This is a genomic window from Geothrix fermentans DSM 14018 (genome assembly GCF_000428885.1).
Taxonomy (GTDB): Bacteria; Acidobacteriota; Holophagae; order Holophagales; family Holophagaceae; genus Geothrix; species Geothrix fermentans.
The window spans coordinates 1-23,193 of sequence record NZ_AUAU01000027.1 but is presented as its reverse complement, the minus strand read 5'-3'; the positions used below and the strand labels follow the sequence as shown (position 1 = coordinate 23,193).

19 protein-coding genes and 2 riboswitches are annotated in these 23,193 nt (G+C 70.8%); of the genes, 4 read left to right on the top strand and 15 right to left on the bottom strand.

The annotated features are described in order from the left end of the window. Positions 1–54: 54 nt before the first annotated feature. Both G398_RS21955 and G398_RS0109445 read right to left on the bottom strand, forming a co-directional pair. The gene (locus G398_RS21955; protein ID WP_052571769.1) at positions 55–1,002 is read right to left on the bottom strand and encodes a DUF4126 domain-containing protein; all 948 of its coding nucleotides are present in this window, start codon (positions 1,000–1,002) and stop codon (positions 55–57) included. After that, positions 1,002–1,256, bottom strand: a complete 255-nt coding sequence (locus G398_RS0109445; protein ID WP_026853416.1) for a GlsB/YeaQ/YmgE family stress response membrane protein — start codon at positions 1,254–1,256, stop codon at positions 1,002–1,004. The genes G398_RS21955 and G398_RS0109445 overlap by 1 nt, the downstream gene beginning before the upstream one ends. A 166-nt stretch (positions 1,257–1,422) precedes the next feature. On the opposite strand from G398_RS0109445, the gene G398_RS0109440 reads away from it, so the two are divergent. After that, the gene (locus G398_RS0109440; RefSeq protein WP_026853415.1) at positions 1,423–1,815 is read left to right on the top strand and encodes a YidB family protein; all 393 of its coding nucleotides are present in this window, start codon (positions 1,423–1,425) and stop codon (positions 1,813–1,815) included. A gap of 365 nt (positions 1,816–2,180) precedes the next feature. On the opposite strand, the gene G398_RS0109435 is transcribed toward G398_RS0109440, so the two are convergent. Then, entirely contained in the window at positions 2,181–2,735 is a 555-nt protein-coding gene (locus tag G398_RS0109435; protein ID WP_026853414.1) for a hypothetical protein, read from the bottom strand. A gap of 273 nt (positions 2,736–3,008) precedes the next feature. Here G398_RS0109435 and G398_RS0109430 point away from each other — a divergent pair, with 273 nt between their 5' ends. Next, positions 3,009–3,239 (top strand): hypothetical protein, encoded by a 231-nt coding sequence (locus tag G398_RS0109430; protein WP_026853413.1) that lies wholly within the window; start codon positions 3,009–3,011, stop codon positions 3,237–3,239. 75 nt (positions 3,240–3,314) lie between these two features. After that, positions 3,315–4,001, top strand: a complete 687-nt coding sequence (locus G398_RS0109425; protein ID WP_026853412.1) for a zinc ribbon domain-containing protein — start codon at positions 3,315–3,317, stop codon at positions 3,999–4,001. A gap of 6 nt (positions 4,002–4,007) precedes the next feature. Here the strand turns inward: G398_RS0109425 and G398_RS17505 are convergent, their stop codons facing one another. From G398_RS17505 to G398_RS0109410, 3 genes are read right to left on the bottom strand one after another with little or no spacing between them, the layout of a single operon-like run. Further along, positions 4,008–5,351, bottom strand: coding sequence for an aspartate kinase (locus G398_RS17505; RefSeq protein ID WP_052571767.1), 1,344 nt, complete (start codon positions 5,349–5,351; stop codon positions 4,008–4,010). Continuing rightward, positions 5,348–6,283: a homoserine O-acetyltransferase MetA gene (gene metA / locus G398_RS0109415; protein ID WP_026853411.1), complete on the bottom strand. Its 936-nt coding sequence runs from the start codon at positions 6,281–6,283 to the stop codon at positions 5,348–5,350. Before metA ends, G398_RS17505 begins: the two co-directional genes overlap by 4 nt. A gap of 10 nt (positions 6,284–6,293) precedes the next feature. Then, positions 6,294–7,595, bottom strand: coding sequence for an O-acetylhomoserine aminocarboxypropyltransferase/cysteine synthase family protein (locus G398_RS0109410; protein WP_026853410.1), 1,302 nt, complete (start codon positions 7,593–7,595; stop codon positions 6,294–6,296). 126 nt (positions 7,596–7,721) lie between these two features. Then, positions 7,722–7,831, bottom strand: a riboswitch (SAM riboswitch). Between the two features lie 142 nt (positions 7,832–7,973). Between G398_RS0109410 and G398_RS0109405 the strand changes: the two genes are divergently transcribed. Continuing rightward, positions 7,974–9,980 (top strand): molybdopterin oxidoreductase family protein, encoded by a 2,007-nt coding sequence (locus G398_RS0109405; protein ID WP_026853409.1) that lies wholly within the window; start codon positions 7,974–7,976, stop codon positions 9,978–9,980. Here the strand turns inward: G398_RS0109405 and metH are convergent. From metH to G398_RS17475, 9 genes are all read right to left on the bottom strand, one after another. After that, on the bottom strand, positions 9,977–13,399 hold the full coding sequence (gene metH, locus G398_RS0109400) for a methionine synthase (RefSeq protein WP_026853408.1): 3,423 nt from the start codon (positions 13,397–13,399) through the stop codon (positions 9,977–9,979). The genes G398_RS0109405 and metH overlap by 4 nt on opposite strands. 125 nt (positions 13,400–13,524) lie before the next feature. Continuing rightward, complete coding sequence (locus G398_RS17500; protein WP_052571763.1) at positions 13,525–13,812, bottom strand: 2Fe-2S iron-sulfur cluster-binding protein; 288 nt, start codon at positions 13,810–13,812, stop codon at positions 13,525–13,527. Beyond that, positions 13,809–15,668, bottom strand: a complete 1,860-nt coding sequence (locus tag G398_RS17495; RefSeq protein ID WP_043484598.1) for a bifunctional homocysteine S-methyltransferase/methylenetetrahydrofolate reductase — start codon at positions 15,666–15,668, stop codon at positions 13,809–13,811. The genes G398_RS17500 and G398_RS17495 overlap by 4 nt, the downstream gene beginning before the upstream one ends. Before the next feature lie 64 nt (positions 15,669–15,732). Continuing rightward, a riboswitch (SAM riboswitch) is annotated at positions 15,733–15,836 on the bottom strand. Positions 15,837–15,888: 52 nt separating this feature from the next. Beyond that, the gene (locus G398_RS17490; protein ID WP_052571762.1) at positions 15,889–17,331 is read right to left on the bottom strand and encodes a glycosyltransferase family 2 protein; all 1,443 of its coding nucleotides are present in this window, start codon (positions 17,329–17,331) and stop codon (positions 15,889–15,891) included. Continuing rightward, positions 17,328–18,413, bottom strand: coding sequence for a HEAT repeat domain-containing protein (locus G398_RS0109380; RefSeq protein ID WP_026853407.1), 1,086 nt, complete (start codon positions 18,411–18,413; stop codon positions 17,328–17,330). The genes G398_RS17490 and G398_RS0109380 overlap by 4 nt, the downstream gene beginning before the upstream one ends. A gap of 78 nt (positions 18,414–18,491) precedes the next feature. Next, positions 18,492–18,857, bottom strand: a complete 366-nt coding sequence (locus tag G398_RS21075; RefSeq protein WP_169720639.1) for a response regulator transcription factor — start codon at positions 18,855–18,857, stop codon at positions 18,492–18,494. Between the two features lie 59 nt (positions 18,858–18,916). Continuing rightward, on the bottom strand, positions 18,917–20,614 hold the full coding sequence (locus tag G398_RS21950; protein WP_026853406.1) for a tetratricopeptide repeat protein: 1,698 nt from the start codon (positions 20,612–20,614) through the stop codon (positions 18,917–18,919). Continuing rightward, entirely contained in the window at positions 20,611–22,848 is a 2,238-nt protein-coding gene (locus G398_RS17480; protein ID WP_052571758.1) for a hypothetical protein, read from the bottom strand. The genes G398_RS21950 and G398_RS17480 overlap by 4 nt, the downstream gene beginning before the upstream one ends. Before the next feature lie 76 nt (positions 22,849–22,924). Beyond that, positions 22,925–23,193 (bottom strand): integrase core domain-containing protein (locus G398_RS17475; RefSeq protein WP_043484595.1); only part of this gene is annotated, 269 nt, incomplete at its 5' end.

Genomic DNA, 23,193 nt, shown 5'->3' with positions numbered 1-23,193 from the left:
TACCTCAGGACCTTCCAGGGTGGACCGAAAGGTGCCGTGGGGGAAGATACGGGATCAGGAGGGTTGGCCCACCTCCACCGGGAACGCGTGGCGCCAGTCCCGCCCGGCCAGCAGCACCTGGGGCTTGCCGTCCGCGAGGAACACGGCCGTGTCCCACAGCAGGCCCGGGAAAGTGCGGGCGGGGCCGGGCGCGGGATCGAAGGAGAGGCTGCGGGTGTGGAACCAGCGCCGGTAGACCAGATGCCAGCCCCCGCCCGCCTGGACGAGGAAGGCCCCGTGGAAGCGCGGCAGGCCCTTCACCTGGCGGGCGAAGCAGGGCAGGATCTCCGTGGGGCGCGTGGGTGCCAGCTCCAGGGCCTTCAGCTCCGCCCAGAGGGGGATCTCCTCGCGGCTGCCGCGCCCCACCAGGGAGCGCAGGGCGCCGCGGAATCCCGTGAGCACGAAGGCCAGGGCCCGCAGCAGCAGCGGGAGGAGGAGGGCCGTCGCCACCAGCACCGCCCCGAGCACAGGAAGGGCGATGGCGGGATGGCTGTAGGCCAGGGCCAGCAGGGCGGCCACGCCCACGTCCTCGGCCACACTGAGCACGCTGTGGCTGGCGGGCTCGGGGGCCGTGTGGGCCAGGAGGCGCACCCCCATCTTGCTGCCGTGGGTGCCCAGGGCGATGGTGCCGCCCGCCAGCAGGGCCAGCACCTTGGCCACGGGGTGCAGCTCGCCGGCGGCCCCCAGGGCCAGCAGGGCGCCGCCAAGGGGCCGGATGAAGGTGTGCAGCCCGTCCCAGATGGGCGTGATGAAGGGCACCTTGTCCGCCAGGAACTCCATGAGGAACAGGACGGTCGCGACCCCGAGCACCACCGGGTGGCTCAGGATGCCGAGTTCCGGGGGCAGGCCGTGGATCCATCCGTACCGCTGGCCCGCGCCCACCAGGAGCACCGTCAGGTAGAGGTTGATGCCGGAGACGGTGGAGAGGCCGAGGATGGCCGCCAGGGTCTGCGTGGGGCCCATCAGGCGGTGAACCGCTTGTAGAGGTGGTAGATGCCCAGGAGGATCACCGCGCCCACGATGGACATGAGGAAGCCCGCGCTCTGGCCCGGCTGGTAGTGGCCCACGGCCCGCCCGAGGTAGGTACCGAGGAACGACCCGGCGATGCCGAGGACCATGGTGATGATCCAGCCGCCGGGGTCCTTGCCGGGCATGATGAGCTTGGCCACGGCGCCGGCGATCAGGCCGATGATGCACGTCCAGATGAGGTGGAGCATGGGTCCTCCTGTTGGGGGCTGGATGCGGGCCACCCTACGCCGGCCCACCCCGGGCGGTCAACTCCCCGTCAAAGGACCGGGACGGGGATGGGACATTCCCGGGGAGGGGCTTGCCTCGACAGGGGATTGACCGGACCCTGGGGCCCTACTTCCTGAGGAGGATGTCATGGGTCTGCTGGACATGGTGGGCGGTCTGCTGGGACAGGGCGGCCAGGCGGAGGGCGGGAACCCGCTCATGGGCGCCGTCATGGGCCTCATCCAGAACCATCCCGGGGGCATCCAGGGCCTGCTGGGCCAGTTCCAGGAAAAGGGGCTGGGCGACCAGGTGGCCTCCTGGATCGGCACCGGCGCGAACCAGCCCATCAGCGCCGAGCACGTGCAGGCGGCCCTGGGTTCGGACCAGCTCCAGCAGCTGGCGGGCCAGCTGGGCCTCTCCCACGGCGAAGCCGCCTCGGGGCTTGCGGACCTCCTGCCCCAGGTGGTGGACAAGCTCAGCCCCCAGGGCAGCCTGCCCGAAGGCGGCATCGGCATGGACCTGCTGAAGAAGTTCCTGGGCTGAGGCCAGAGCAGCTAGCATCCCCCCGCGGGACCGCGAGAAAGTCAGGCGGGATGCCCCGCAAGGAAGGGCCCGCAGGACGATGTGGTTCATCGTTCAAGGGCCGTGACGCCGCAGGGCGCCCGCCTGGCTTTCTCCCTTCGGGCGAGGGCCGGCGGGGAGGCTCCGCCTCCGCGAGGGACGAGCGGGAGGGCCCTGCGAGGCAGGGCCCGTCAGGCGGAGGGCGATGCCGCTGCGCCCTCCGTCTGACGGCACGCCTTGCGTGCCTCCCACTCGCCTTCGGCTCGTGGAGCCGGAGCCTCCCTCGCGTTCCTCGCCTCGCTCGCCCGGCGACCCTCGCGCGGTCCGGTGGGGGGGTGCTAGGTGCTCTACATCCGGAGCGCGGTTTCCGCCGCGGCCTGGTCCCGTTCCTTCAGATGGTCGAAGAGGATCAGGTACCAGCCGAAGGCGGCCAGGACCGCGTGCCGGTAGCGGATCGAGTGGGCCGAGTTCAGGTCCACGTCGCCATGCTCGATTCCCGGCGGGGAGGCGAGATCCCTCCCCGTGCGGGCATGGAGCCGCACCAGGGGCATGCCCCCCTGGTCGGAGAAGATGCCGCCGAGCCCCGCGGGATCCCAGGCCCAGTCGAAGACGGCGCCGTCCAGGAACTCCAACCGCCCCTGGCGGAAGGCGTGGGGGTGGAAGGTGGCCAGGTTGGCCTTCCCCCCTTCCTCGCGGAGGGTCACGACCGGGTTCATGACCCCCAGGTGCTTGAGGGTCCAGGTCCCCTCGGCGGTCTCCACGCGGGCCAGGATGCACGCGTCATCCAGGAAGGCGAGGGTGGCGAAGGTCCCTTCGCCGGAGCGGAGCTCGAAGCCCAGGGGCCCCGTGTCCGTCCTCCACCATTCCAGGGATTCGGTGGGGCATTCAGTGAGGGATCTCATGGCGCACCCCTTTTCTTGTCGCGCCGGAGGTACCAGCGCAGGGGAAATGTACGTCCTCGGGAAGGTCGGAGCAGAGTGCCTCCCGCGGATTCATCCATGTGGACATCAGGTTCCATCGGTGTTGAGAGGTGGACGCAGAAAAATCAGGACCATGCGAAGGACTGCACTGAATGCCGCAGGTCACGAAGCGCCCCGCCAAGGGGGGCGCAGGGGGGTGGCAGGTGGCGCAAGGGGACGGGCAGACCTATCTTTTAGATTCCACAGAGGAAAGAGATGGCCTGCGAGACACAGGGCGATCGACGCCAGGCGTCGCAGTTCCGGGAGGACGAGAGCCGCGGGGCCCTCTGGTCCCTGCCGGATGGCCACCGCCTGCCCAACCTGGTGGACGAAGCCCCCCTCCTGATGGGGGATCCCGGCCATCCCGCCCGCCTGCGCCCCACGGACCTGGAGCATCCCGAGGACTTCCACCACCGCCTCACCGCCTGGTTGCTGCGCCAGGGCTGAGGCCGGGAAAGGCCGGGAAGACTCCGTCCGGGGTTGTGGTACACCTGGGACTGTCCGTCCATCCCGGGGGTCCCCATGCGCGTCCTGCTCTTCCTGGCAGCCATCCTTGGCTTGGCTGCCCTTCCCCTTCAGGCCCAAGCCCAGGCCGGTCGTCCGGGGAATGTGAACGACATGATCCTCGAGGTGATGCGCACGGACCTGGGCAAGGACAAGGAGGCCATGGCCATGTGGCTGCCCCAGGAATTCTTCGTCGCGGCCGGGATGACGCAGGCGCCGGGTCTCGATTCCAGGGAGCTGGAGAAGGAACTGGCCTTTCTGAAGGACTACGCGGTGTTCATGGTGCAGGCCAAGACCAAGGGCGAGGATGGCCCGGTTTCCCTCAGTACTTCCCAGCTCCGGGCCCTGGCCACCCTGGTGGACGAGTCCGGCCGGTCCGTGAAGCCGCTGACGGAACTCCCGGCCAAGGTCGAGGCCACCCTCAACGCCGTCCGCCAGGGCTTCTCGGCCAAGGGCCGGGAGGACTTCCGGTTGCTGGTGTTCCCGGGCCGGAGCCAGGATGGCGGGCCGCTGATGGCCTCCCCCACGCGTCGGGGGGCCATCAGCCTCCGGCTGGCGAAGGTGGACGCCTTCCCGGGCATGGCGTTGACCTGGAAGACGCCCCTGGCCTCCTTCGTGAAACCCGTGGCCTGCGCCAAGTGCGGCGAACCCCTCCAGCCGGCTTGGTCGTTCTGCCCCTGGTGCGCCCAGCCGGCGGGGAAGTAGGCCGGATCACCCGGCCTTGGGGTGGACCCGGAGTCCCTCCACGCAGCGATCGTGGAGCCGGGGGATCAGCTCCCCCAGGCGGGACTCGGGCACGAGGAAGGCGATGGAGACCGTGCTGCTGCCCGTGAGGAGGCCGCCCACGGGCTCCTGGCCGAGGGTGGCCAGGTGGCGCAGGGCCGCCAGGGGATCCGACCGCAGGCCTTCGCCCACCAGGGCCACCACGGCCCAGCCGGTTTCCAGCTCCGGCCCGGAGGCCGCCAGGGCCTCCAGGATCCTGAGGGAGGCGGGGGTGTCCGGCCGCACGGCCAGCAGGGTGCCCGCCGGGCTCGAGACCAGGCCGAAGCGCAGGGCCCCGGCCTCTTCCAGGCGCCGGGCCGCCTTCAGGGGTGGCTCCAGCCCCTCGGAGGCCGGGAAGCGCAACAGGCTGAGGCCCTCCTTGTAGGCCACGGAAGTGACGGTACCGGGCTCGCGGCGGGGCGGCGCCGGCAGGATCTCCGTGCGGGAGGCGCCGGGGCGCAGGGTGTTGGCCACCACGAGGCGGAAGCCGGCCCGGCCGCCGGGAGCCAGGGAATCCGCGTGGAGCACCTTGGCTCCGAAGGCGCTGAGGGCCTCCGCCTCCCCCAGGCTCATCTGGGGGATGGGCCGGGCCCCGGGCACCAGGCTGGGATCCGCCGTGAGCACGCCGTCCACGTCGGTCCAGATCTGCACCTCGGCCGCTCCCAGGGCCTCGCCCAGCAGGGTGGCGCTGGTGTCCGAGCCACCCCTGCCCAGGGTGGTGGTGTGGCCCTCGACCGTGGCCCCCAGGAAGCCCTGGGTGATCCAGAGGGCCCCGCCGGCCAGGGCCTCGCGCCAGGGGGCGGCGGCCTCGCGCAGGGCCGCGAGCTGGGGCCGGGCCTTGCCGAAGCGGGCATCGGTCCGCATCACGTCTCGCACTTCCTTGAAGGCCCCGCCGAAGCAGGCCGCCGCCAGGTGGGCGGAGAGCGTCTCGCCCACGGCCAGGGCCGCATCCCGGCTTCGCGCCGTGGCCTCGCCCACCATGGCCATGCCCGTGAGGAGCTGATCCAGCCGCGTGAAGAGGGGCTCCCACTCTGCCTCGACCGCCGCCAGGAGGCCCAGCCCGCCGGCCACCTCGCGATGGCGCTCCCGGATCGTGGAGAGGCGGGCCCGGGCCTCGTCGGGCCGCCCCCCGCCTGCGGCGGCGCAGGCCTCGAGGATGAGGTCCGTGGTGCCGCGCAGGGCCGACACCACCACGAGGCCGCCGCCGGGCAGTTCCTCCCGGACGATGGCCGCGGCGCGGCGGAGGGCCTCGGCGCTGCCCACGGAGCTGCCGCCAAATTTGAGGACCTTCATGCCCGCCTCCCTTCCACGGGGAGGAGGCCCAGGTCGAAGGGGGCCTCCTGGTAGACGAAGTAGTTCAGCCAGTTGGCGAAGAGCAAGTTGGCGTGGCTGCGCCAGCGCACCAGGGGTTCGCGGGTGGGGTCGTCGCCGGGAAAGTAGTTCTTCGGGATGCCGATGGGCAGGCCCTTGCCCAGGTCCCGGGCGTACTCGCCCTGGAGGGTGCCCGGGTCGTACTCCGAGTGGCCCGTCACGAAGACCAGCCGCCGGTCCCGGGACTGGACGAGGTACACGCCGGCCTCATCGGATTCGGCGAGCAGTTCCAGCCTCGGTTCCGCCAGGATGTCCTCGCGGCGCGTCTCCGTGTGGCGGGAGTGGGGCGCGAAGAAGACATCGTCGAAGCCCTGCACGATGCGCTCGTGGCGCGCCAGCGTCCGGTGGGGGAAGACGCCGAACACCTTCTCCGCCAGGGGATGCTTGGGGACTCCGTAGTAGCGGTGGAGGGCCGCCTGGGCGCCCCAGCAGATGAAGAGGCTGGAGAACACGTGCGTTCGGGCCCAGTCCAGCAGCTGCGCCAGCTCCGGCCAGTAGTCCACGTCCTCGAAGGGCAGCGTCTCCACCGGGGCGCCGGTGACGATGAGGCCGTCGAAGGTCTGTCCGCGGACCTCGGCGAAGGACACGTAGTGCTCCAGCAGGTGCTCCGCCGGGGTGTTCTTCGCCTCGTGGGAGGCCATGTGCAGCAGCGTCACCTCCACCTGAAGCGCGGTGTTGCCCAGCAGGCGCAGCAGCTGGGTCTCCGTGGCGATCTTGGTGGGCATCAGGTTCAGGATGGCGATGCGCAGGGGCCGGATGTCCTGCTGGAGGGCGCGGCGCTCCTCCATCAGGAACACGTTCTCCGCCTCCAGGACGCCGCGGGCGGGCAGGGTGTCGGGCACTTTCACGGGCATGGCGGCGCTCCTAGGCCTGCGCCAGGGCCTGGTCCAGGTCCCCGATGAGGTCGTCGATGTGCTCGAGGCCCACGGAGAGGCGGATCAGGTCGTCGGTGACGCCCGTGGCCGCGCGCTCTTCGGCCGCCAGCTGCGCGTGGGTGGTGGTGGCGGGGTGGATGATGAGGCTCTTGGCGTCGCCCAGGTTGGCCAGGCGCGAGAAGAGCTGCACGGCGTCGATGACGGCCTTGCCCGCGGCCAGGCCGCCCTTCACGCCGAAGGTGAGGATGCCGCCGAAGCCCGCGCCCTTGCGGAAGTACCGGGCCGCCGCGGCGTGGTTCTCGTTGCCGGGCAGCCCCGGGTAGTTCACCCAGGCCACCTTGGGATGCGTCTCCAGCCACTGGGCCAGGGCCAGGGCATTCTGGCCGTGGCGCTCCACGCGCAAGTGCAGGGTCTCGACGCCCTGGAGGATGAGGAAGGCGTTGAAGGGGCTCAGCGCCGCGCCCGTGTCGCGCAGGCCCTCGATGCGGGCCTTGGTGATGAAGGCCGCCGGGCCCGCCAGGTCCGCCAGCACGGCGCCGTGGTAGGCGGCGAAGGGCTCGGTGAACTCGGGGAACTTGCCGCCCTTCCAGTCGAAGGTGCCGCCGTCCACGATGAGGCCTGCCACGGAGGTGCCGTGGCCGCCCAGGTACTTGGTGGCGCTGTGCACGACGATGTCGGCGCCGAGCTTGAAGGGGTTCAGCAGGTAGGGGCTGGGCAGCGTGTTGTCCACGATGAGGGGGATGCCTGCTTCGTGGGCGATGGTGGCGATGGCCTCGAAGTCGGGGACATCCAGCTTGGGGTTGCCCACGGCCTCGATGTAGATGGCGCGGGTCTCGGGCCGCAGGGCGGCGCGGAAGGCCCCGGGCTTCGTCGAGTCCACGAAGGTGGTGGTGATGCCCGCGCGGGGCAGGGTGTGGTTCAGGAGGTTGTAGGTGCCGCCGTAGAGGTTATCGCCGGCCACCACGTGGTCGCCGCCCCGCAGCAGGGTGGTGAGCGTGAGCGTGATGGCCGCCTGGCCCGAGGCCGTGGCCAAGGCCCCGATGCCGCCCTCCAGCTGGGCCACGCGCTGCTCCAGCACGGCGGTGGTGGGGTTCATGATGCGGGTGTAGATGTTCCCCGGCACCTCCAGATTGAAGAGCGCCGCGCCGTGCTCGGTGCTGTCGAACACGTAGCTGGTGGTCTGGTAGATGGGCACGGCCCGGCTCTTGGTGTCCGAGTCCGGGGCGTGGCCTCCATGGAGGGCGAGGGTCTCGAAACGCGGGGTTGGGTTCGGCGTGGGGGTGGCGCTCATGGCGGCTCCTGGAAAGGCAGGTTGGGAAGGCCGAGGCCTCGTCGTCCAAAGCAAGTCCAGGAAAAGCAAAAGCCGAAGGGGCCCGATCGCTCGGGCCCCTTCGGCATGTTGTCAGTTCGACACAGCTCGACATCTCTCCATGAATCGCTCGCGCGCTCACGGCAGGAATTGGCACCTTGCTTTCGCAGGTTGCCAAGGTTTCACAGGGCCCGTCCCTCCACCTTTCTGGATAACTCGCTATGGAACTGACAAGGATCTCGTGACAGCTTTCAGTCTGGCAGGCCCCCCGGCGGGGTCAAGGGGCTTTCGCAGGGGTGGATCGCATTCCCGCCGCCGTATAGTGGGACGAGGGCCGCGGCCCGCCACCCTGGGGGATCCTTGGCCGAGCTGCGGCGTTCCGTCTGTCCCTTCGATTGCCCCGACGCCTGCGGGATGCTGGTGGAGGTCGAGGCGGGCCGTGCGGTGGGGGTCCGCGGGGATCCGGACCACCCCTACAACCGGGGCACCCTCTGTCCCAAGATGGCCCACTACGAGCGCAGCGTGCACTCGGATCTGCGCCTGACGACACCGCTGCGCCGGGTCGGGCCCAAGGGCGAGGGCGCCTTCGAGCCCGTCTCCTGGGAGGAGACCCTCGACGAGATCGCCGCCCGCTGGAGGGACATCCTCGGGCAGTGGGGCGGCGAGGCCATCCTGCCCTACTCCTACGCGGGCACCATGGGGCTGGTGCAGCGGAACGCCGGCCACCCCTTCTTCCACCGCCTCGGAGCCTCCCGCCTGGACCGCACCATCTGCACGCCCGCCAAGGGCGCGGGCCTGGCCGCGGTGCTGGGCAGCACGCCGGCCCCCGATCCCGAGGCCGTCCTGGGGGCGGACCTGGTGGTGCTCTGGGGCCTCCACGCCCTGGCCACGAACCTCCACGGCTTCCAGCGGGTGCGCGAGGCGCGGCGGCGCGGTGCGAAAGTGTGGGCCGTGGAGACCTACCGCACCGCCACCACGGACCACGCCGACCACGTGATCCTCGTGCGGCCCGGCACCGACGGCGTGCTGGCGGCGGGTGTCATGCACCTCCTGCTGGAGGCCGGCGATCTCGACCGCATCTTCCTGGACCGCCACGTCCTGGGCTTCGAGGCCTTCGCCCGCGAGGTGCTCCCCCAGTACCCGCCGGCGGTGGTGGCCGCGAAGACCGGTGTGGACGAGGCCACGCTGCGCGCCTTCGCAGCGGCCTACGGCCGCGCGGAGAATCCGCAGATCCAGCTGGGAGGCGGCATCACGCGCTACGGCAACGGGGCCATGACCACGCGGCTCATCCTCTGCCTGCCGGCCCTGGTGGGCGCCTACCTCAAGCCCGCGGGCGGCGCCTTCCTGGGCACGTCCACCGCCGGCGTCTTCCCCATGGCGAAGCTCCTGAGAGAGGACTTCCAGCCCGGCCCCACGCGCCTGGTGAACATGAACCGGCTGGGGGAGGCACTGGACCCCGCCATGGATCCGCCGGTGAAGGCCCTCTACGTCTACCACTCCAACCCCGCGGCGGTGACGCCGGACCAGGGCGCCGTGCGGGCGGGGCTGCTGCGGGAGGACCTGTTCACCGTGGTCCACGAGCGGTTCCTCACGGACACGGCCCGCTATGCGGACCTGGTGCTGCCCGCCACCAGCTCCCTCGAGCATCCGGACCTCTACCGCGCCTACGGCCACTATGGTGTCCAGAAGGTGGCGGCGGCCCTCCCGCCCCAGGGCGAGGCCCGCTCCAACTGGCGGACCTTCCAGGCCTTGGCGGAGCGCATGGGCCTCGAAGAGCCCTTCTTCAGGCAGAGCGAGGACGACCTCATCGAGGCCCTGCTGGTCGATCCAAGTCCCTGGCTCACGGACCCGGAGCGGGCCGCCCTCGCCGAGGGCCGCCCGGCCCGCCTGAGCCCGCCGGCTCTGCCGCCGCCCTTCGGCACGCCCAGCGGCAAGGTGGAGATCCTCAACGCGAGGGAGCCCGAGCCCCTGCCCCGGCCCCTTCCCAGCCACGCCGAGGGGGATCCGGAGCCCCTGGCCCTGGTGACGGCACCCTCGCTCTACAGCCTGAACAGCACCTTCCAGGAGCGGGAGGACCTGCCGGCACGGCAGGTCGCGGCGACGATCCGGCTTTCGGCCGGAGACGCAGCCGCCCGCGGCATTTCCAGTGGTGATGAGGTCACAGCCTTCAACGGCCGGGGGGAGGTGCGCCTGACCGCCGAGGTCACCGAGCGCGTTCCGGAAGGCGTCGCGGTGGTGGAAGGCGTGGCCTGGTCCGCCTTCTCCAAGGGACGCGCCACCGTCAACGCGCTCACCAGCCAGCGGCTCACAGACCGCGGCGGCGGCAGCACTTTCTACGACCACCGCATCGACGTGAGGCGGTCCTAGACGGAGAAGTACCGCGCCTGGGGATGCCAGGCCACGAGCGCGCTGGTGCTGTACTCGGGATCCATCTGGTGGCTGTCGCTGAGGTGGACGCCGATCTCGGCGCCGCGCAACAGGTCGAGGATGGGTCCGTTGCCTTCGAGGTCGGGGCAGGCGGGATAGCCGTAGGAGTAGCGCGAACCCTGGTAGCCCTGGGCGAAGAGGGCGCGGCCCGGAAGGTCCTTGTGGTGGATGCTCAGCTCCCGGCGGATGCGGGCGTGGAGCCGCTCCGCATAGGCCTCCGTCAGCTCCGTGGCCAGGCCGTGGAAGGCGAAGTAGTCCGCGTAGCCGTCCTCCCGGTAGAGCTTCGCCGCGTGGTCCGCGGCCGCTTGGCCCAGGGTGACGAGCTGGAGGGCCAGCACATCGGTTCGGTCGGCCCTGAAGAAATCCGCGATGCAGAGCCTCCTACCCGCTCCCTGGCGCGGGAAGCCGAGCACGGCGAGGGTCCGGGTGCGATCCGCGGGATCGAGCACACGCAGCGCGTCCCCCTCGGCCCGAACGGGGAAGTAGCCGTAGCGGGCCTTCGGCTGGAAGAGCGGGGCCGCGGCCAGGCGCGCCTTCCAGGCGGCAAGCTGGGGCTCGGCCTTGTCCCGCAGCACGGCGGCGAAGGCTTCGTCGCTTTGCGCGCCCTGGCTGAAGCCCCAGCGGTTCCGCACCAGGGCGAACTCGTCCAGGAACTCGAACAGGTCGATCGGCGCGTCCGCCAGCTCCCGCACCCCCCAGAAGGGCGGCTGCGGCGTTGGCGCATCCTGGCGCACCCAGCTGCTCTGCCCCGCTTCCGTGAGCGGAACCGAGGCTGCTCCTCGTTTGATGATTTTGATTTCTCCAGCCGCGGATGCGGCTGGAGCCGGCGCCGGAACGACGCTGTCGCCGGACACCAGCGCCTGCATGTGCCGCAGCCCCTCGAAGGCATCCTCCGCGTAGAGCACCGCCCCCGAGTAGGAGCGCCGGCAGTCGCCCTCCACGTAGTCGCGGGTGAGGGCCGCGCCGCCCAGGATGACGGGCACGCGCTGGGCCTGCTCCTCCAGGAAGTGCAGGTTCTCCTTCATGATGACCGTGGACTTCACCAGCAGGCCCGAGAGCCCGATGGCGTCCGCGGGCCAGGCCTCCAGTTCCTTGAGGATGGCTTCGATGGGCTGCTTGATGCCCAGGTTCCGCACCTCGAAGCCATTGTTGCTGAGGATGATGTCCACCAGGTTCTTGCCGATGTCGTGGACGTCGCCCTTCACGGTGGCCAGCAGGATGCGGCCCTTCTGGTAGGTGGATTCCCGGGGCAGGTGCGGTTCGATGCGCTTGATGGCGGCCTTCATGGCCTCGGCGCTCTCCAGCACGAAGGGCAGCTGCATCTCGCCGGCCCCGAAGCGCTCGCCCACCACCTTCATGGCCCCCAGCAGCACCTCGTTGATGAGCTTCAGGGGGTCGTGGTCCCTCAGAGCCTCATCCACGTCCGCCAGGATGGCCTGCTTCTCGCCGTCGAGGATACCGCGATGCAGGCGCTCCAGCACCGGCAGGTCGGCGCGGCGGTCGTCGGCGAGGCTGGCTTTGCGGTCGCTGAAGCGGGCCAGCACGGCCTTGAGGGGATCGTAGCCGTCCGCACGCCGATCGAAGATCAGGTCCTCGACCATGCGGCGGTCCTCGGAGTCGATCTTGGCGACGGGCAGCACCTTCGAGGCGTTGAAGATGGCCAGGTCCAGGCCGTGCTTCACGCCGTGGTAGAGCATCAGCGCATTGAGCACGTGGCGGGCCGCGGGGTTCAGGCCGAAGCTCACGTTGCTCACGCCGAGCATGGTCATGACGCCGGGCAGCTCGGCCTTGATGAGCTTCAGGGCCTCCAGGGTCTCCACGGCGGAGCCGCGGAACTCCTCGTCGCCGCTGCCCAGGGTGAAGGTGAGGGGATCGATGATGAGGTCGCCGGGATCCATCCCGTACTCGTCCACGACCAGGGCGTGCAGGCGCTTCGCCACGGCCAGCTTCTCCTCGCGGGTCTTGGCCATGCCCCGCTCGTCGATGGTGAGGGCCACCACGGCGGCGCCGTAGGTCTTGCACAGGTCCAGGATCTTCCGGGCCTTGCCTTCGCCATCCTCGAAGTTGATGGAGTTCACCACGCACTTGCCGGGACTGCGCTGGAGGGCCCGCTCGATGACCGGCACCTCGGTGCTGTCGATCATCAGGGGCAGGGTGATCTGGGTGGCCAGCCGGCCCAGCAGCTCGTCCGCGTCGCGCACCTCGTCGCGGCCCACGTAGGCGACGCAGAGATCCAGCAGGTGGGCGCCCTCCTTCTGCTGCTCCTTGGCCAGGGCGATCATGCCGTCCCAGTCCTCGGCGGCCAGCAGGTCGCGGAACTTCTTGGAGCCGTTCGCGTTCGTCCGCTCGCCCACGATGAGGGGCGCGGGCTCCTGCCGGAGGGCCACGCTCTGGTAGAGGCTGGCGGCGCTGCGCTCAAGCTTCGGCGTGCGCTTCGGCGGGTTCAGCTTCTCCACGCCGGCGGCCAGCGCCTCGATGTGGTCCGGCGTGGTGCCGCAGCAGCCGCCCACGATGGCGAGTCCGAACTCCGAGGCCGCGTGCAGCACCTTGGGGGCGAAGGCAGCAGGGTGGAGGGGGTAGACCACCTGGCCGTCCACGTTCACCGGCAGGCCCGCATTGGGCAGGCAGCTGATGCGGAAGGGGCTGGCTTCCGAGAGGGTCTGGAGGTGGGCGTGCATCTCGTCGGGGCCCGTGGCGCAGTTGAGGCCCAGCACGTCGATGCCGAGCGGTTCCACGCTGGTGAGCACGGCGGCGATGTCCGAGCCCACCAGCAGCGTGCCCGTGGTCTCCACGGTGGCCTGGACCCAGAGCGGGACCCGGCGCCGCTTCGCGGCCATGGCTTCCCTGGCGGCCCGCACGGCCACCTTGATCTGGCCCAGGTCCTGGCAGGTTTCGATGAGGACGGCATCGGCGCCGCCATCCAGCAGGCCCTCCATCTGAACGCGGTACGAGGCCAGCAGCTCCGCGTAGCCCACGTGGCCGAGCGTGATGAGCTTGGTGCCCGGGCCCACGGAACCGATGACGAAGCGGGGCCGGTCGAAGCTGCGGGCCACCTCCCGGGCGAGGGAGGCAGCCTGCACGTTCAGCGCGTAGGCCCTGTCCGAGAGGCCGAACTCGCCCAGCACCAGCGGGTTCGCCCCGAAGGTGTTGGTCTCCACGGCGTCGGCTCCGGCCTTGAAGTAGCTCTCGTGGATCTCGCGGATCCACTGGGGGCGGCGCTCCGTGAGCAGGTCCACGCAGCCTTCAAGCGCCGCGCCGCCGTAGTCCTCCAGGGTGGGAGAGCGGGCGAAGATCTGGGTCCCCATGCCGCCGTCCAGCAGCAGCACCTTGTCGCGGAGGAGCGTGTCGAGGGTGGTCATGGCTAAGCCCTTAATTCGCCACGGATGAACACGGATGAACCCAGATGGAAGAGCGAAGAACTGGCTCGCGCATGAGGCGTTGTCCTCGCGAATGCTTATCCGTGTTCATCTGTGTTCATCCGTGGCTAAAGACCCAGGTATTCGATATCGACGTCCCCCTGGACGGTCACCTGGCAGGCCAGGCGCTGGTCGGGGGGCGCGTCCAGGCCCTTCAGGAAGTCCCGCTCCTCGGCGCCCATGTCGCTGCACCGGTCCAGGCCCTCGGCCACGCGCACCCGGCAGGTGCCGCAGGAGCCCGTGCGGCAGCCGAAGGTGATGTCGGCGCCGGCGGCATCGGCGATGGCCTGCAGCGGCGTCCCCTCCGGCGCCTCCACCAGCAGATCCTCCAGGAGGAAGTGGACCTTCACGCTCATGCGACCTCCCGTTTCGGCAGCAGCGGCGCGACGAGTTCCACTTGGCCGAAGGGGGCGCTGAGCTGGAGGCCGCGGATGCGGGGGCGGATGGTCGCGATGACCTCCTGGGCGATGGCCAGGCCCTCCTTGACCTGGTCCTCGGCCGTGGGCCACTTGGCCATGCGGGCGAGCACGGTGGGAGGCACGTAGGCGCCGGGCACCTCGTTGGCCATGAACTCGGCGTTGCGCAGGCTCTTGAAGGGCCAGATGCCCGCGATGACGGGCAGGCCCGGGGCCACGGTCTCCGCGAAATCGAGGAAGCGGAAGAGGCTGTCGGCGTCGAAGACGGGCTGGGTGATGGCCCACTGGGCGCCGGCCTCCACCTTGTAGCGGAAGCGGGCCTTCTCGCGCTCCGGATCCGGGGCCACGGGGTTGGCGCCCACGCCCACGCTGAAGGAGGTGGGCTTGCCGATGCTGGCGCCGCCCAGGTCGAGGCCCGTGTTCAGGCGCTTGAGCATGTTCACGAGGCCGATGGCGTCCACGTCGAAGACCGCCGTGGCCTGGGGGTAGGGGCCCAGCTTCGGAGGATCGCCGGTGACGGCCAGGATGTTCCGCAGGCCCAGGCCGGCGGCTCCCAGCAGGTCGCTCTGCATGCCCAGCAGGTTCCGGTCGCGGCAGGCGTAGTGGAGGATGGTCTCCAGCCCCACCTGCTGCTCGATGATGAGGGCCGTGGCCAGGGCCGACATGCGGGCCATGGCGCGGGGGCCGTCGGGCACGTTGATGGCGTCCACGCCCAGGGCCCGGCACTGGCGCGTCTTGGCCACGAGCTTGTCGTACTCCATGCCCTTGGGCGGCACCAGCTCCACGGTGTGGGTGAACTCGCCCTGGGCCAGCTTGAGGCTGAAGCGGCTGCGGTAGGCGAAGGGGACTTCCGGCTGGGGCTGCTCGTGGGGCTTCAGCTCGAAGCCGCCTCCGCCCTGCACGAAGGCCCGCTCCTGGCGAAAGGAGCCCCGCATGGCGCGGATATGGGCGGGCGTGGTGCCGCTGCACCCGCCCACGGCGCGAGCCCCCGCCGCCAGGGCGCGGGCCGCGAAGCCGCCCAGGTACTCGGGGCTGGCCCCGTAGATGAGGCGGCCGTCCACCTGGTGGGGCAGGCCCGGGTTCGGCTGGAGGACGATGGGCTTGGCGGTCACCGACTTCAGGCGCTCCAGCAGGCGCAGGTGGGGCGCCGGCCCGTTGCCGCCGATGAGGCCCACCAGGTCCGCGCCCCAGGTGTCCAGCTGCTTGATGAACCACTCGGGTTCCGCGCCGAAGAGGGCCTGGCCGTCATCGTTGGTGGTCATCAGGGCGGCGACCGGGAGGCTCCCGGCCTCCTTGGCGGCCAGGATGGCCTGATGGACCTCGTTCAGGTCCTCGAATCCCTCGAGCACCAGGAGGTCCACCCCCGCTTCGACCAGCGGCTGGGCCTGCTCGCGGAAGAGGGCCCGGGCCTCGTCAAAGGACGTGGGCCCCCAGGGCTCGATCCGCACGCCCAGGGGGCCGATGCAGCCCGCCACCCAGGCCCGGCTGCCCTGCTGGGCGATGGCCTGCTTCGCCAGGGCCACCCCCTCGCGGTTGATGGCGTCCAGCTGGCCCTCCAGTCCGCGGGCGGCGAGCTTGAGCCGGTTGGCGCCCCAGGTGTTGGTGGTGAGCACCTGGGCGCCCGCCGCCAGGAACTCGCCATGGATGGCCAGCAGCAGGTCCGGCGCCTTGAGGTTGCACTCCTCGAAGCTGCGCTGGAGGGTGATGCCGCGGTCGTGCAGGGCCGTGGCCGTGCTCCCGTCGAAGAGGAAGCACTCGCCCCCGTCGAGGGCCTGCTGGAAGGTGGGATGGGTCATGGATGCGCCTGGAGGCGGCCGTCCGTCATCGGCATCCAGGGGGTCTCGGGTCAGTCTGAGTCATTCGGTATCTTCCCCCCGGACGCGCCGGGGGCAGGAATTGGCACCTTGCTGTCGCAGGTTGCCAAGGTTTCGCAGGGCCTTTCCCTCCACCTTTCTGGATAGCGCTATCGGACTGCCAAAGATCGAGAAGTCAGAATGGTCTGACGACAACCATCCGTCAAGCCCGGGCTGGCGGAGGGGGCCCCTCCGGCACCGGCTGCGCCGTGAGGCCCTTGCGCTTCAGGTGGCCCCAGCTGTCCTTGCCGCGGATCCAGTCGAAGATGCCCCGCAGGCGCCACCAGAGGGTCAGCTGCCGGTAGCCGAAGTTCTCGACCACCGCCGCGAAGATCAGCAGGATCCAGGCCTTGAGCCCCTGGTAGCGATGGCCGCTGATCTCCTGGAGCACCACGGCCACCACGGAGTTCAGCACGCCCAGGAGCAGGGCCACGTAGACGAACAGGATGGCGAAGTCGGCGTTGACCGAGCGGGTCCAGAGGGACCAGGCGAACATGAGGTAGCCGCCCACCTCGATGACGGGGGCCAGGGCCTCGAAGAGCAGGAAATAGGGCATGGAGAAGAGCCCGATGCGGCCGTACTTCGGGTTGAACCACATGCGCCTGTGCCGCCACAGGGTCTCCAGCAGGCCGCGCTGCCAGCGGTTGCGCTGGCGGCCCAGGCCCCGGAAGTCCTCGGGCACCTCGGTCCAGCAGACGGGATCGGGCACCAGCGTGATGTGGTGGGGGCGCTTCCAGTCCCGCAGGCAGCGGTGGAGGCGCACCACCAGCTCGAAGTCCTCGCCGATGGTGGCGGTCTCGAAGCCCCCGGCCGCCACCACCACGTCCTTGCGGAACACGCCGAAGGCGCCGCTGACGATGAACATGGTGTCCAGCGAGGCCAGGCCTACGCGGGCGAAGAGGAAGGCCCGCAGGTACTCCACGATCTGGAACCGGGCCAGCCAGGAATCCGGGAGGAAGATGCCGCGGATGCCCATGGGGGTCACCTTGCAGCCGTTCACGGGCCGGACCACGCCCCCGGAGGCCACCATGTCGGGCCGGTCCATGAAGGGCCGGGCGATGCGCAGGAGGGCGTCGTTCTCCAGGAGGCTGTCCCCGTCCATGCAGCAGACCAGCGGATAGCGGGCCAGGTTGATGCCGCAGTTCAGGGCGTCGGCCTTGCCGCCGTTGGCCTTGTCCACCACCACCAGGTTGGGCACGTAGGCGCTCTCGTAGATGCCGCGCACCTCCTGGGTGGGCAGCAGGTGGCGCACGACGCGCTGGCTCGGCTGGAGCTTGAAGGCCTTGACCAGGCGCGCGAGGGTGGTGTCCGTGCTGCCGTCGCTCACCACCACCACCTGGAACTCCGGGTAGCGCAGGCTGATGAGGCTGTTGACGCTGGGCACCACGCCGGCCTCCTCGTTGAAGACCGGGCAGATGAGCGTGATGGGCTTGTAGTGGCTGGTCTCGAAGGCCGTGTCGAGGCGGTCGATCCGCACGGCGTCCAGGTAGCCGCGTATGGAGAAGAAGGCCCGCAGGATCAGCGACAGGGTCGTGAGCTGCATGGCGAGGAAGTAGAGGAGGATGCCCCACTCGGCGAAGCCGGTGGCGAAGGCGCGGAAGGTCACAGGTGCCCCCGTTCATCGGCCCATTCGAGCCGCTCCCGAGCCATGTCGCGGGCGAACCGGTCCGCCTTGGGATCCTCCGCCAGCCAGGTCAGGGCCGAGACCCCGGCATGGCCCAGGTCCACGAGGCTCTGGGCGGCGTTGCGGCGCACCTCGAACACGGGATCGGCCATCAGGGGCATCAGGTCCGGAACGGCCGAGGGTCCCCCCAGCACGCCCAGGGCCCGGGCGACCTGGGTCCGGATCTCCCAGGCGGGGCTGGTGGCGAAGGCCAGCACCCTGGGGTAGATGGCCGGGTCCGCGAGGATGATGAGGGCCTTGAGGACCGAGGCGCGCAGGTCCACATTCGGGATGTCGAGGAGCCACAGCAGGCGCGGCTGGGACTCCCGGTGCCGGTGGGAGCCCGCCAGCAGGGCGAAGAGGATCCAGGGCCCTGGGTTCTGGTCCGGGGATTCCAGGTTGTCCTTCATCCAGGGCAGCAGGCCGGGACCAAAGCCTTCCAGCACCCGGAGCAGCCGCTCCCGCTGGTAGAGCTCCTCCCGCATGACCCAGGCCACCACCGGCGCGGCGTACCTCAGGTTCCGGCTCTGGGTGAGGGTGAGGGCGGCGGTGTGGGCCACGTAGGGGACGGGGTCGTCCAGCAGGGGCAGGACCCGGTCGAGGTAGCCCTCCAGGCGGAGGCCGGGCTTCCAGCGCCAGGGCCGCTCCGCCGCCAGCGGCGCCACGTGCTCCGAGGGCTCGTCCAGCCGGAAGGCCCCGATCTCCTTGGCGGCCTGGGCCCGCACCCTGGGGTCCCGGTCCCGCAGCCGGCGGGGCAGGGAGGCATGGAGGCCGATGTCCAGGTAGAGGCCGCGGAGCAGCTCGGATTCCTCGCCCGCGATGCTGGACTGGTAGCGGGCCAGGAAGTCCCTGAAGAGCCAGCGGTCCGCCCAGGCCACCGGCCCGAAGTCCCCATGCTCGTACCCCTTCCGGAAGAGGAAGTCCGAGAGCCGGGTCTCCCAGGCCTGGTAGCGGGCGATGCGGTACCGGTTCCTGCGGTCCTGGCGGTACTGCATGACCGCGCCGACCAGGATCAGGCCGGCCACGAGGGCGACCAGGATGAGCGTCGCCCACTGAAGGATGGGCAGCAGGAGGTGGTGGGGGATGCGGATGGGGAGGATGGCTCACCCCGCCCGATGGGAGCGTTCGTAGAGCCGCCAGAGCCGCTCCACCATCACCTGGACGGAGATGGGCTTGGCCATGTAGTCGTCGGCTCCGGCCGCCAGGCACCGCACCATGTCCTGCTCGCTGTGGTTGCTGGAGAGAAGGAGGATGGGCACGCGGCCCTTGGGGGGGGGCAGGTCCCGCACCTCCTGCACCAGCCGGAACCCGTTCATGGCCGGCATCATGAGGTCGGTGGCGACCAGGTCGACGGCCTCGCGCTGGAAGATCTCCAGGGCGTCCATGCCGTTGGTCGCCACGAGGACCCTCAGCCCCTCCATCTCCAGGCGGACCTGGATGATCTTCGCGGTCGCGGCATCGTCTTCCACCACCAGGACCGTTGTGTGAGCTGGCCAATGTCGGGTCATCGGAAAAAGTCTACCCCCTTTCACCAGATCCATCGGCTTCCGCGGACCCGGATCCCGAACCGGAGCGTGTGGTCCCGGTAGCTGGTGGGGTCCAGGGGGTCCGCGATGGGCAGGCCCGCCACGCTCTGGTCCCAGGAGGCGAAGAGGGCGATGGCCGAACCGCCGGGCGTCCAGGTGCCCGCCAGGGTGTAGCCCCAGGTGAACTGGCTGGCGGTCCGGTTCACGGTCTGCCGCCCGCCCCAGGCGTCCAGGGCCAGCTCCCACCGTTCCTCGTGCCGCAGGGAGGCCCCGGCGGTGGCCCCGTAGTACCGGTAGCGCTCGGGGTTGAAGTAGCCGATGCGCAGGCTGCGGTCCTGGTCGACGAGGCGGGTGGCCAGACCGGCGCGCGCCTCGCCGCCGGCGAAGGGGAAGCGGTGCCCGCCCTCCAGACGGAGGCCCTTCCGGGCGGCGTCGGCGGAGAGGAAGCCCCGGTCCAGGGACAGGGTCACGTGATCGAGGGTCTGGTTGAAGACCCAGGCCCCGCCCAGGCCCCAGGCCCGGGTGAAGGTGCGGAGATCCACCGCCCGGGGCGTGGCCAGGCTGGGCGCGAAGGTGTGGGACAGCACCAGGTTCAGGCCCGGGGCCGCGCGCCATCCGAGGGAGAAGCTGTGGAAGCCCGCGGCTTCGCCGCCCACGTCGTCCACCCGGCCCACCTGGGCCGAGGCCGTGAGGCGGGTGCCCAGGGGGTGGGTGATCCCCAGCGACCACTCCCGGGGCTTGCGCTCGCCCTGGCCGCTCTGGTCCAGCAGGTCCCAGGCCCCGCCCAGGCGCAGGGTGCCGTCGAAGAAGGGGAGGGCTGCGTCCACCCGCTGAGCCTGGGCGCGCAGGCCCTCGTTGGAATCGGTGCGGACCTGGGAGAGCTCGATCCAGGGACCCTGGGCGTCGGCGAAGCCCCAGAGCCGGGACTGGGCCTCCTCGCGCATGTCCGGCTGGTCCAGCAGGGCCTCGGTCCGGGCCCGCGCCCGGCGGCGGCGGCCCAGGCGCTGGTCCACCTGGGCGCGCATGAGCTCGGCCTCCGGGCTTCTGGCGGCCTCGGGCCCCAGGCCGCCCATGCGGCGCTCCGCGCCCTCGGGATCCCCGGCCCAGAGGTCCAGCTGGGCGAGCCCCAGGAGGGCGGGGCCATCGCCGGGCGTCCTCCGGAGGGCCTCCTCGTAGGTCCGGCGCGCCTGGTCGTGCAGGCCCCGCCAGCCCAGCACCCGGCCCCGAAGGATGAGGAAGTCGTGGTCGGCGGGGTGGCCCTTGAGCCACTCGCCGGTCAGGGCCAGGCTCCGGTCCAGCTGGCCGTCCCAGCTCAGGTAGGTGGCCGTGTCCAGGGTGGCCTGGCGATCCCCCTTGGCGACCTGGGGCTGGAGGATCGCCACGGCCTCCCGGAAGCGCCCGGACCAGGCGGTCACCCGGGCCAGGACCGGCTCGGATTCCGCCGCCAGTTCCGGGTGGACCTCCCCGTGGCGCTTCAGGTCGCGGATGGCCTCGTCGTAGCGCTTCATCCAGCTCAGGGTCCGGCCCCGCTCCAGCAGGGCCTCGGGCTGGTCCTTCCAGAGGTCCAGCATCCGGGTGTAGACCGCCACGGCCTCGGCGAACCGCTTCTGCGAGCGCAGCTCCCGGGCCTGCCTCAGGAGGGCGGCGGCATCCGGAGCCGGAGCGGGCTGCTGCAGGGCGGGCGGGGCGGCGTGGATCATCGGGGCGTCCTCGGTTCGTCGGGGGTGTCGGCCAGGGCCTTCTGGTAGAGGGCGAAGGACTGCTTGCGGAAGCGGTGGAAGGTGGGCTGTTTCCAGGTCTCCCAGGTGAAGAGGGGCGGCAGGGGCAGGCGCCCCCGGCGGGCGGCGGGGAGGGTGAGGCGGGGCGTCCCGGCACTCTCCCCGAGAGGCATGTCGGCATCCAGGACCAGCAGCACGAATCTGAACCCGGGAGTGACAGTCGTGCCTCCGGCGCCAGGGGCCGTGCCCCCCGGATCGTCCAGGACCCTCCGGCTGCTGGGATCCGTGACATGGAGGAGCGTCCAGGGGATCCGCGCCTCGATGAAGCCGCGCCCATCGGCGGTGCGCCCCGACTGCCACTCGGCCCGGGAGTCGAAGGCAGGGTCGGTGCGGTCCTGGGTGCCCTGGCGGAGCCAGCCGATCTCGGTGCTGTGGCCCGGGAACCGCGTCCCGTCGCGGCCGACCCGGGGGTGGTTGCTCTTGGCCGTGGGCAGGACGAAGCGGCCCTGGTCGTTGGCGAGGCTGCGGTGGCTCCGGTCCGGCCGGAACCGGTACTCGGACACGGCATAGGGCGCGTCCACGAACAGGCCGGTGCGGTCCGGTCCCTGGAAGAGCGCCACGAACTCCAGCCCCGCCTCGCTGCGGAGCCCGCCCGTCCAGGGGATCCGGTGGTCCCCCCGCCGGGGATCCACGGTGTCGAGGCCCACCAGGACGGCCTCTTTCGAGAAATCCAGGGGGTGTGGAAAGAACAGGCCCAGGTGGAGCCAGCCCTCGTCCGCCCGCGCCTTCAGGGTGAGGCCCCCGCCTTCGAGGTAGGCGGGAACCCGGCCCCAGTCCCCGGCCTTGCCGTCGATGAGGATGGAGGGGCCCTTGGCCCCGGGACGGCAGGCGATGAGGCCGTAGTTCTCCTCGGCGTCCATGGGGTTGTACCAGAGGGGCTTCCGTTCCACCGGCCGCTCGAAGGGCAGGGTGAGCCAGTTCTGCTTGAACCACTCGTCCATCCAGGCGAAGAGCACGCCCCCGGCGCAGCCGGCGTCGTAGATGTTCCGCTGGAGGCGGGCGTCCTGCTCCCCCTGCTCCCGCTCGCCCTGGCCCCCGTGGGTCAGGCCCTGGGGCTGCCAGTGGGCCACGATCCGCGAGGAGGGCACGCCGAACTCGGCGATGAGCACGGGATGGCGGGTGTGGTGCTTCACCAGGTCCGCGAGGTAGCCCGCATAGTTGCTGGGCCCCAGGTGGTCCCGCGCCTGGGCGTAGCTGGGATCCAGGTTCATGAAGTCGGGGTAGTACGGATAGGCGTGGTAGCTGGCGAAGAGGCCCGCCTGGAGGAGGGGCGTGCCGCTGAATTTCTCCATGTCCAGGCCCACGGCGTCCTCGTCCTCCGCCGCGGGGCTCGGCGGGCCGCTGGCCTGGCCCGCTTTCCGGCGCAGGGCGTGCTCCTCCGCCTCCGTGGATTCCGTGATGTGGAAGAGGGGATCCAGGGTGGGCCAGTTGGTGAAGGCGACGGGGCGCTGGGCGCGGTACTGGTCCCACTCGAGGGCGAGGAAGCGGTCCAGGCTCCGGGCCAGGAAGCGCTCCATGGCGTGGCCCCCCCGCAGGGTGACGAAGCGGCCGGACCAGTCCGACTCGCCCGGATGGCGGTGGTTGAAGGCCACGACGCTGGAGGATTCCCACTCGCGGCCCAGGATCACGGCCAGGGTCCAGGGGCTGACGTCGGCCCCGTAGGCGCCGGCGGCGTGGCCGGGGCGCCTGGGGAGGCGGGCCCGGCCGTGAATGACCTGCACCACGTCCTCCATCTCCCGGTGCCACGCCGCCAGCCAAGCCGGGTCCTGGAAGTCGCCGCGGGGAGGCGGTTCGGTCCAGACGCCATGGATGAGCCGCAGCGGCTTCGGGGCCGCGAGGTTGTGGGCGCGGAGGGCCTCGTAGAAGGCCGGCGGGTGGATGGTGTAGACGCGGACGGTGTTGAAGCCCGCCTCGGCCATCTCCCGGATCCACCCGTCGTAGGTGGCCCGGTCGGGGAACTCGGTGGGGTGCCGGCCGGGCAGGGCTGCGCCCAGGTTCACGCCCTTGACGTAGAACGGCCGCCAGCCGCCCTGGCCGTCGGCCACCTCCAGGCGGTGCGCATGGGCCCGGGCCGGGATCTGGGTTGGGATTTGGGCCGGGGCGGCACCCCATCCGGGGCCTGCCAGGAACAGGGCGAGGCCAACGCGCAACACCATCGGTAAACGTCGAATCATCCGCTTCATTAGAGCGGAAATTTCACGATCCGGGCACGAAATCAGAGACCAGCGTGCTCTAGGTGTCGCGGCCAAGGACGTTGTTCAGCTTTTGAGCGGGGGCGAGACCGCCGAGGGCTGAGTGGGACCTGTGGTGATTGTAGTGGTGGAGCCAGGCTTTGAGGGCTTGGCTCCGCTGTTCTGAGGATTGGTAGGCCAGGCGGTAGGCCCACTCGCGAAGGGCTGTCTGGATGAACCGTTCGGCCTTGCCGTTGGTCTGAGGGCGGTAAGGCCGGGTGAAGCTGTGCCGGATGTCTTGGGCCTCGCAGACAGCTTGGACCAGCTTCG

Coding starts and splice junctions, on each gene's coding strand:
- G398_RS21955 (WP_052571769.1), bottom strand. CDS start 1,002: ATGGGCCCCACGCAGACCCTGGCGGCCATCCTCGGCCTCTCCACCGTC.
- G398_RS0109445 (WP_026853416.1), bottom strand. CDS start 1,256: ATGCTCCACCTCATCTGGACGTGCATCATCGGCCTGATCGCCGGCGCC.
- G398_RS0109440 (WP_026853415.1), top strand. CDS start 1,423: ATGGGTCTGCTGGACATGGTGGGCGGTCTGCTGGGACAGGGCGGCCAG.
- G398_RS0109435 (WP_026853414.1), bottom strand. CDS start 2,735: ATGAGATCCCTCACTGAATGCCCCACCGAATCCCTGGAATGGTGGAGG.
- G398_RS0109430 (WP_026853413.1), top strand. CDS start 3,009: ATGGCCTGCGAGACACAGGGCGATCGACGCCAGGCGTCGCAGTTCCGG.
- G398_RS0109425 (WP_026853412.1), top strand. CDS start 3,315: ATGCGCGTCCTGCTCTTCCTGGCAGCCATCCTTGGCTTGGCTGCCCTT.
- G398_RS17505 (WP_052571767.1), bottom strand. CDS start 5,351: ATGAAGGTCCTCAAATTTGGCGGCAGCTCCGTGGGCAGCGCCGAGGCC.
- metA (WP_026853411.1), bottom strand. CDS start 6,283: ATGCCCGTGAAAGTGCCCGACACCCTGCCCGCCCGCGGCGTCCTGGAG.
- G398_RS0109410 (WP_026853410.1), bottom strand. CDS start 7,595: ATGAGCGCCACCCCCACGCCGAACCCAACCCCGCGTTTCGAGACCCTC.
- metH (WP_026853408.1), bottom strand. CDS start 13,399: ATGACCACCCTCGACACGCTCCTCCGCGACAAGGTGCTGCTGCTGGAC.
- G398_RS17500 (WP_052571763.1), bottom strand. CDS start 13,812: ATGAGCGTGAAGGTCCACTTCCTCCTGGAGGATCTGCTGGTGGAGGCG.
- G398_RS17495 (WP_043484598.1), bottom strand. CDS start 15,668: ATGACCCATCCCACCTTCCAGCAGGCCCTCGACGGGGGCGAGTGCTTC.
- G398_RS21950 (WP_026853406.1), bottom strand. CDS start 20,614: ATGATCCACGCCGCCCCGCCCGCCCTGCAGCAGCCCGCTCCGGCTCCG.
- G398_RS17480 (WP_052571758.1), bottom strand. CDS start 22,848: ATGGTGTTGCGCGTTGGCCTCGCCCTGTTCCTGGCAGGCCCCGGATGG.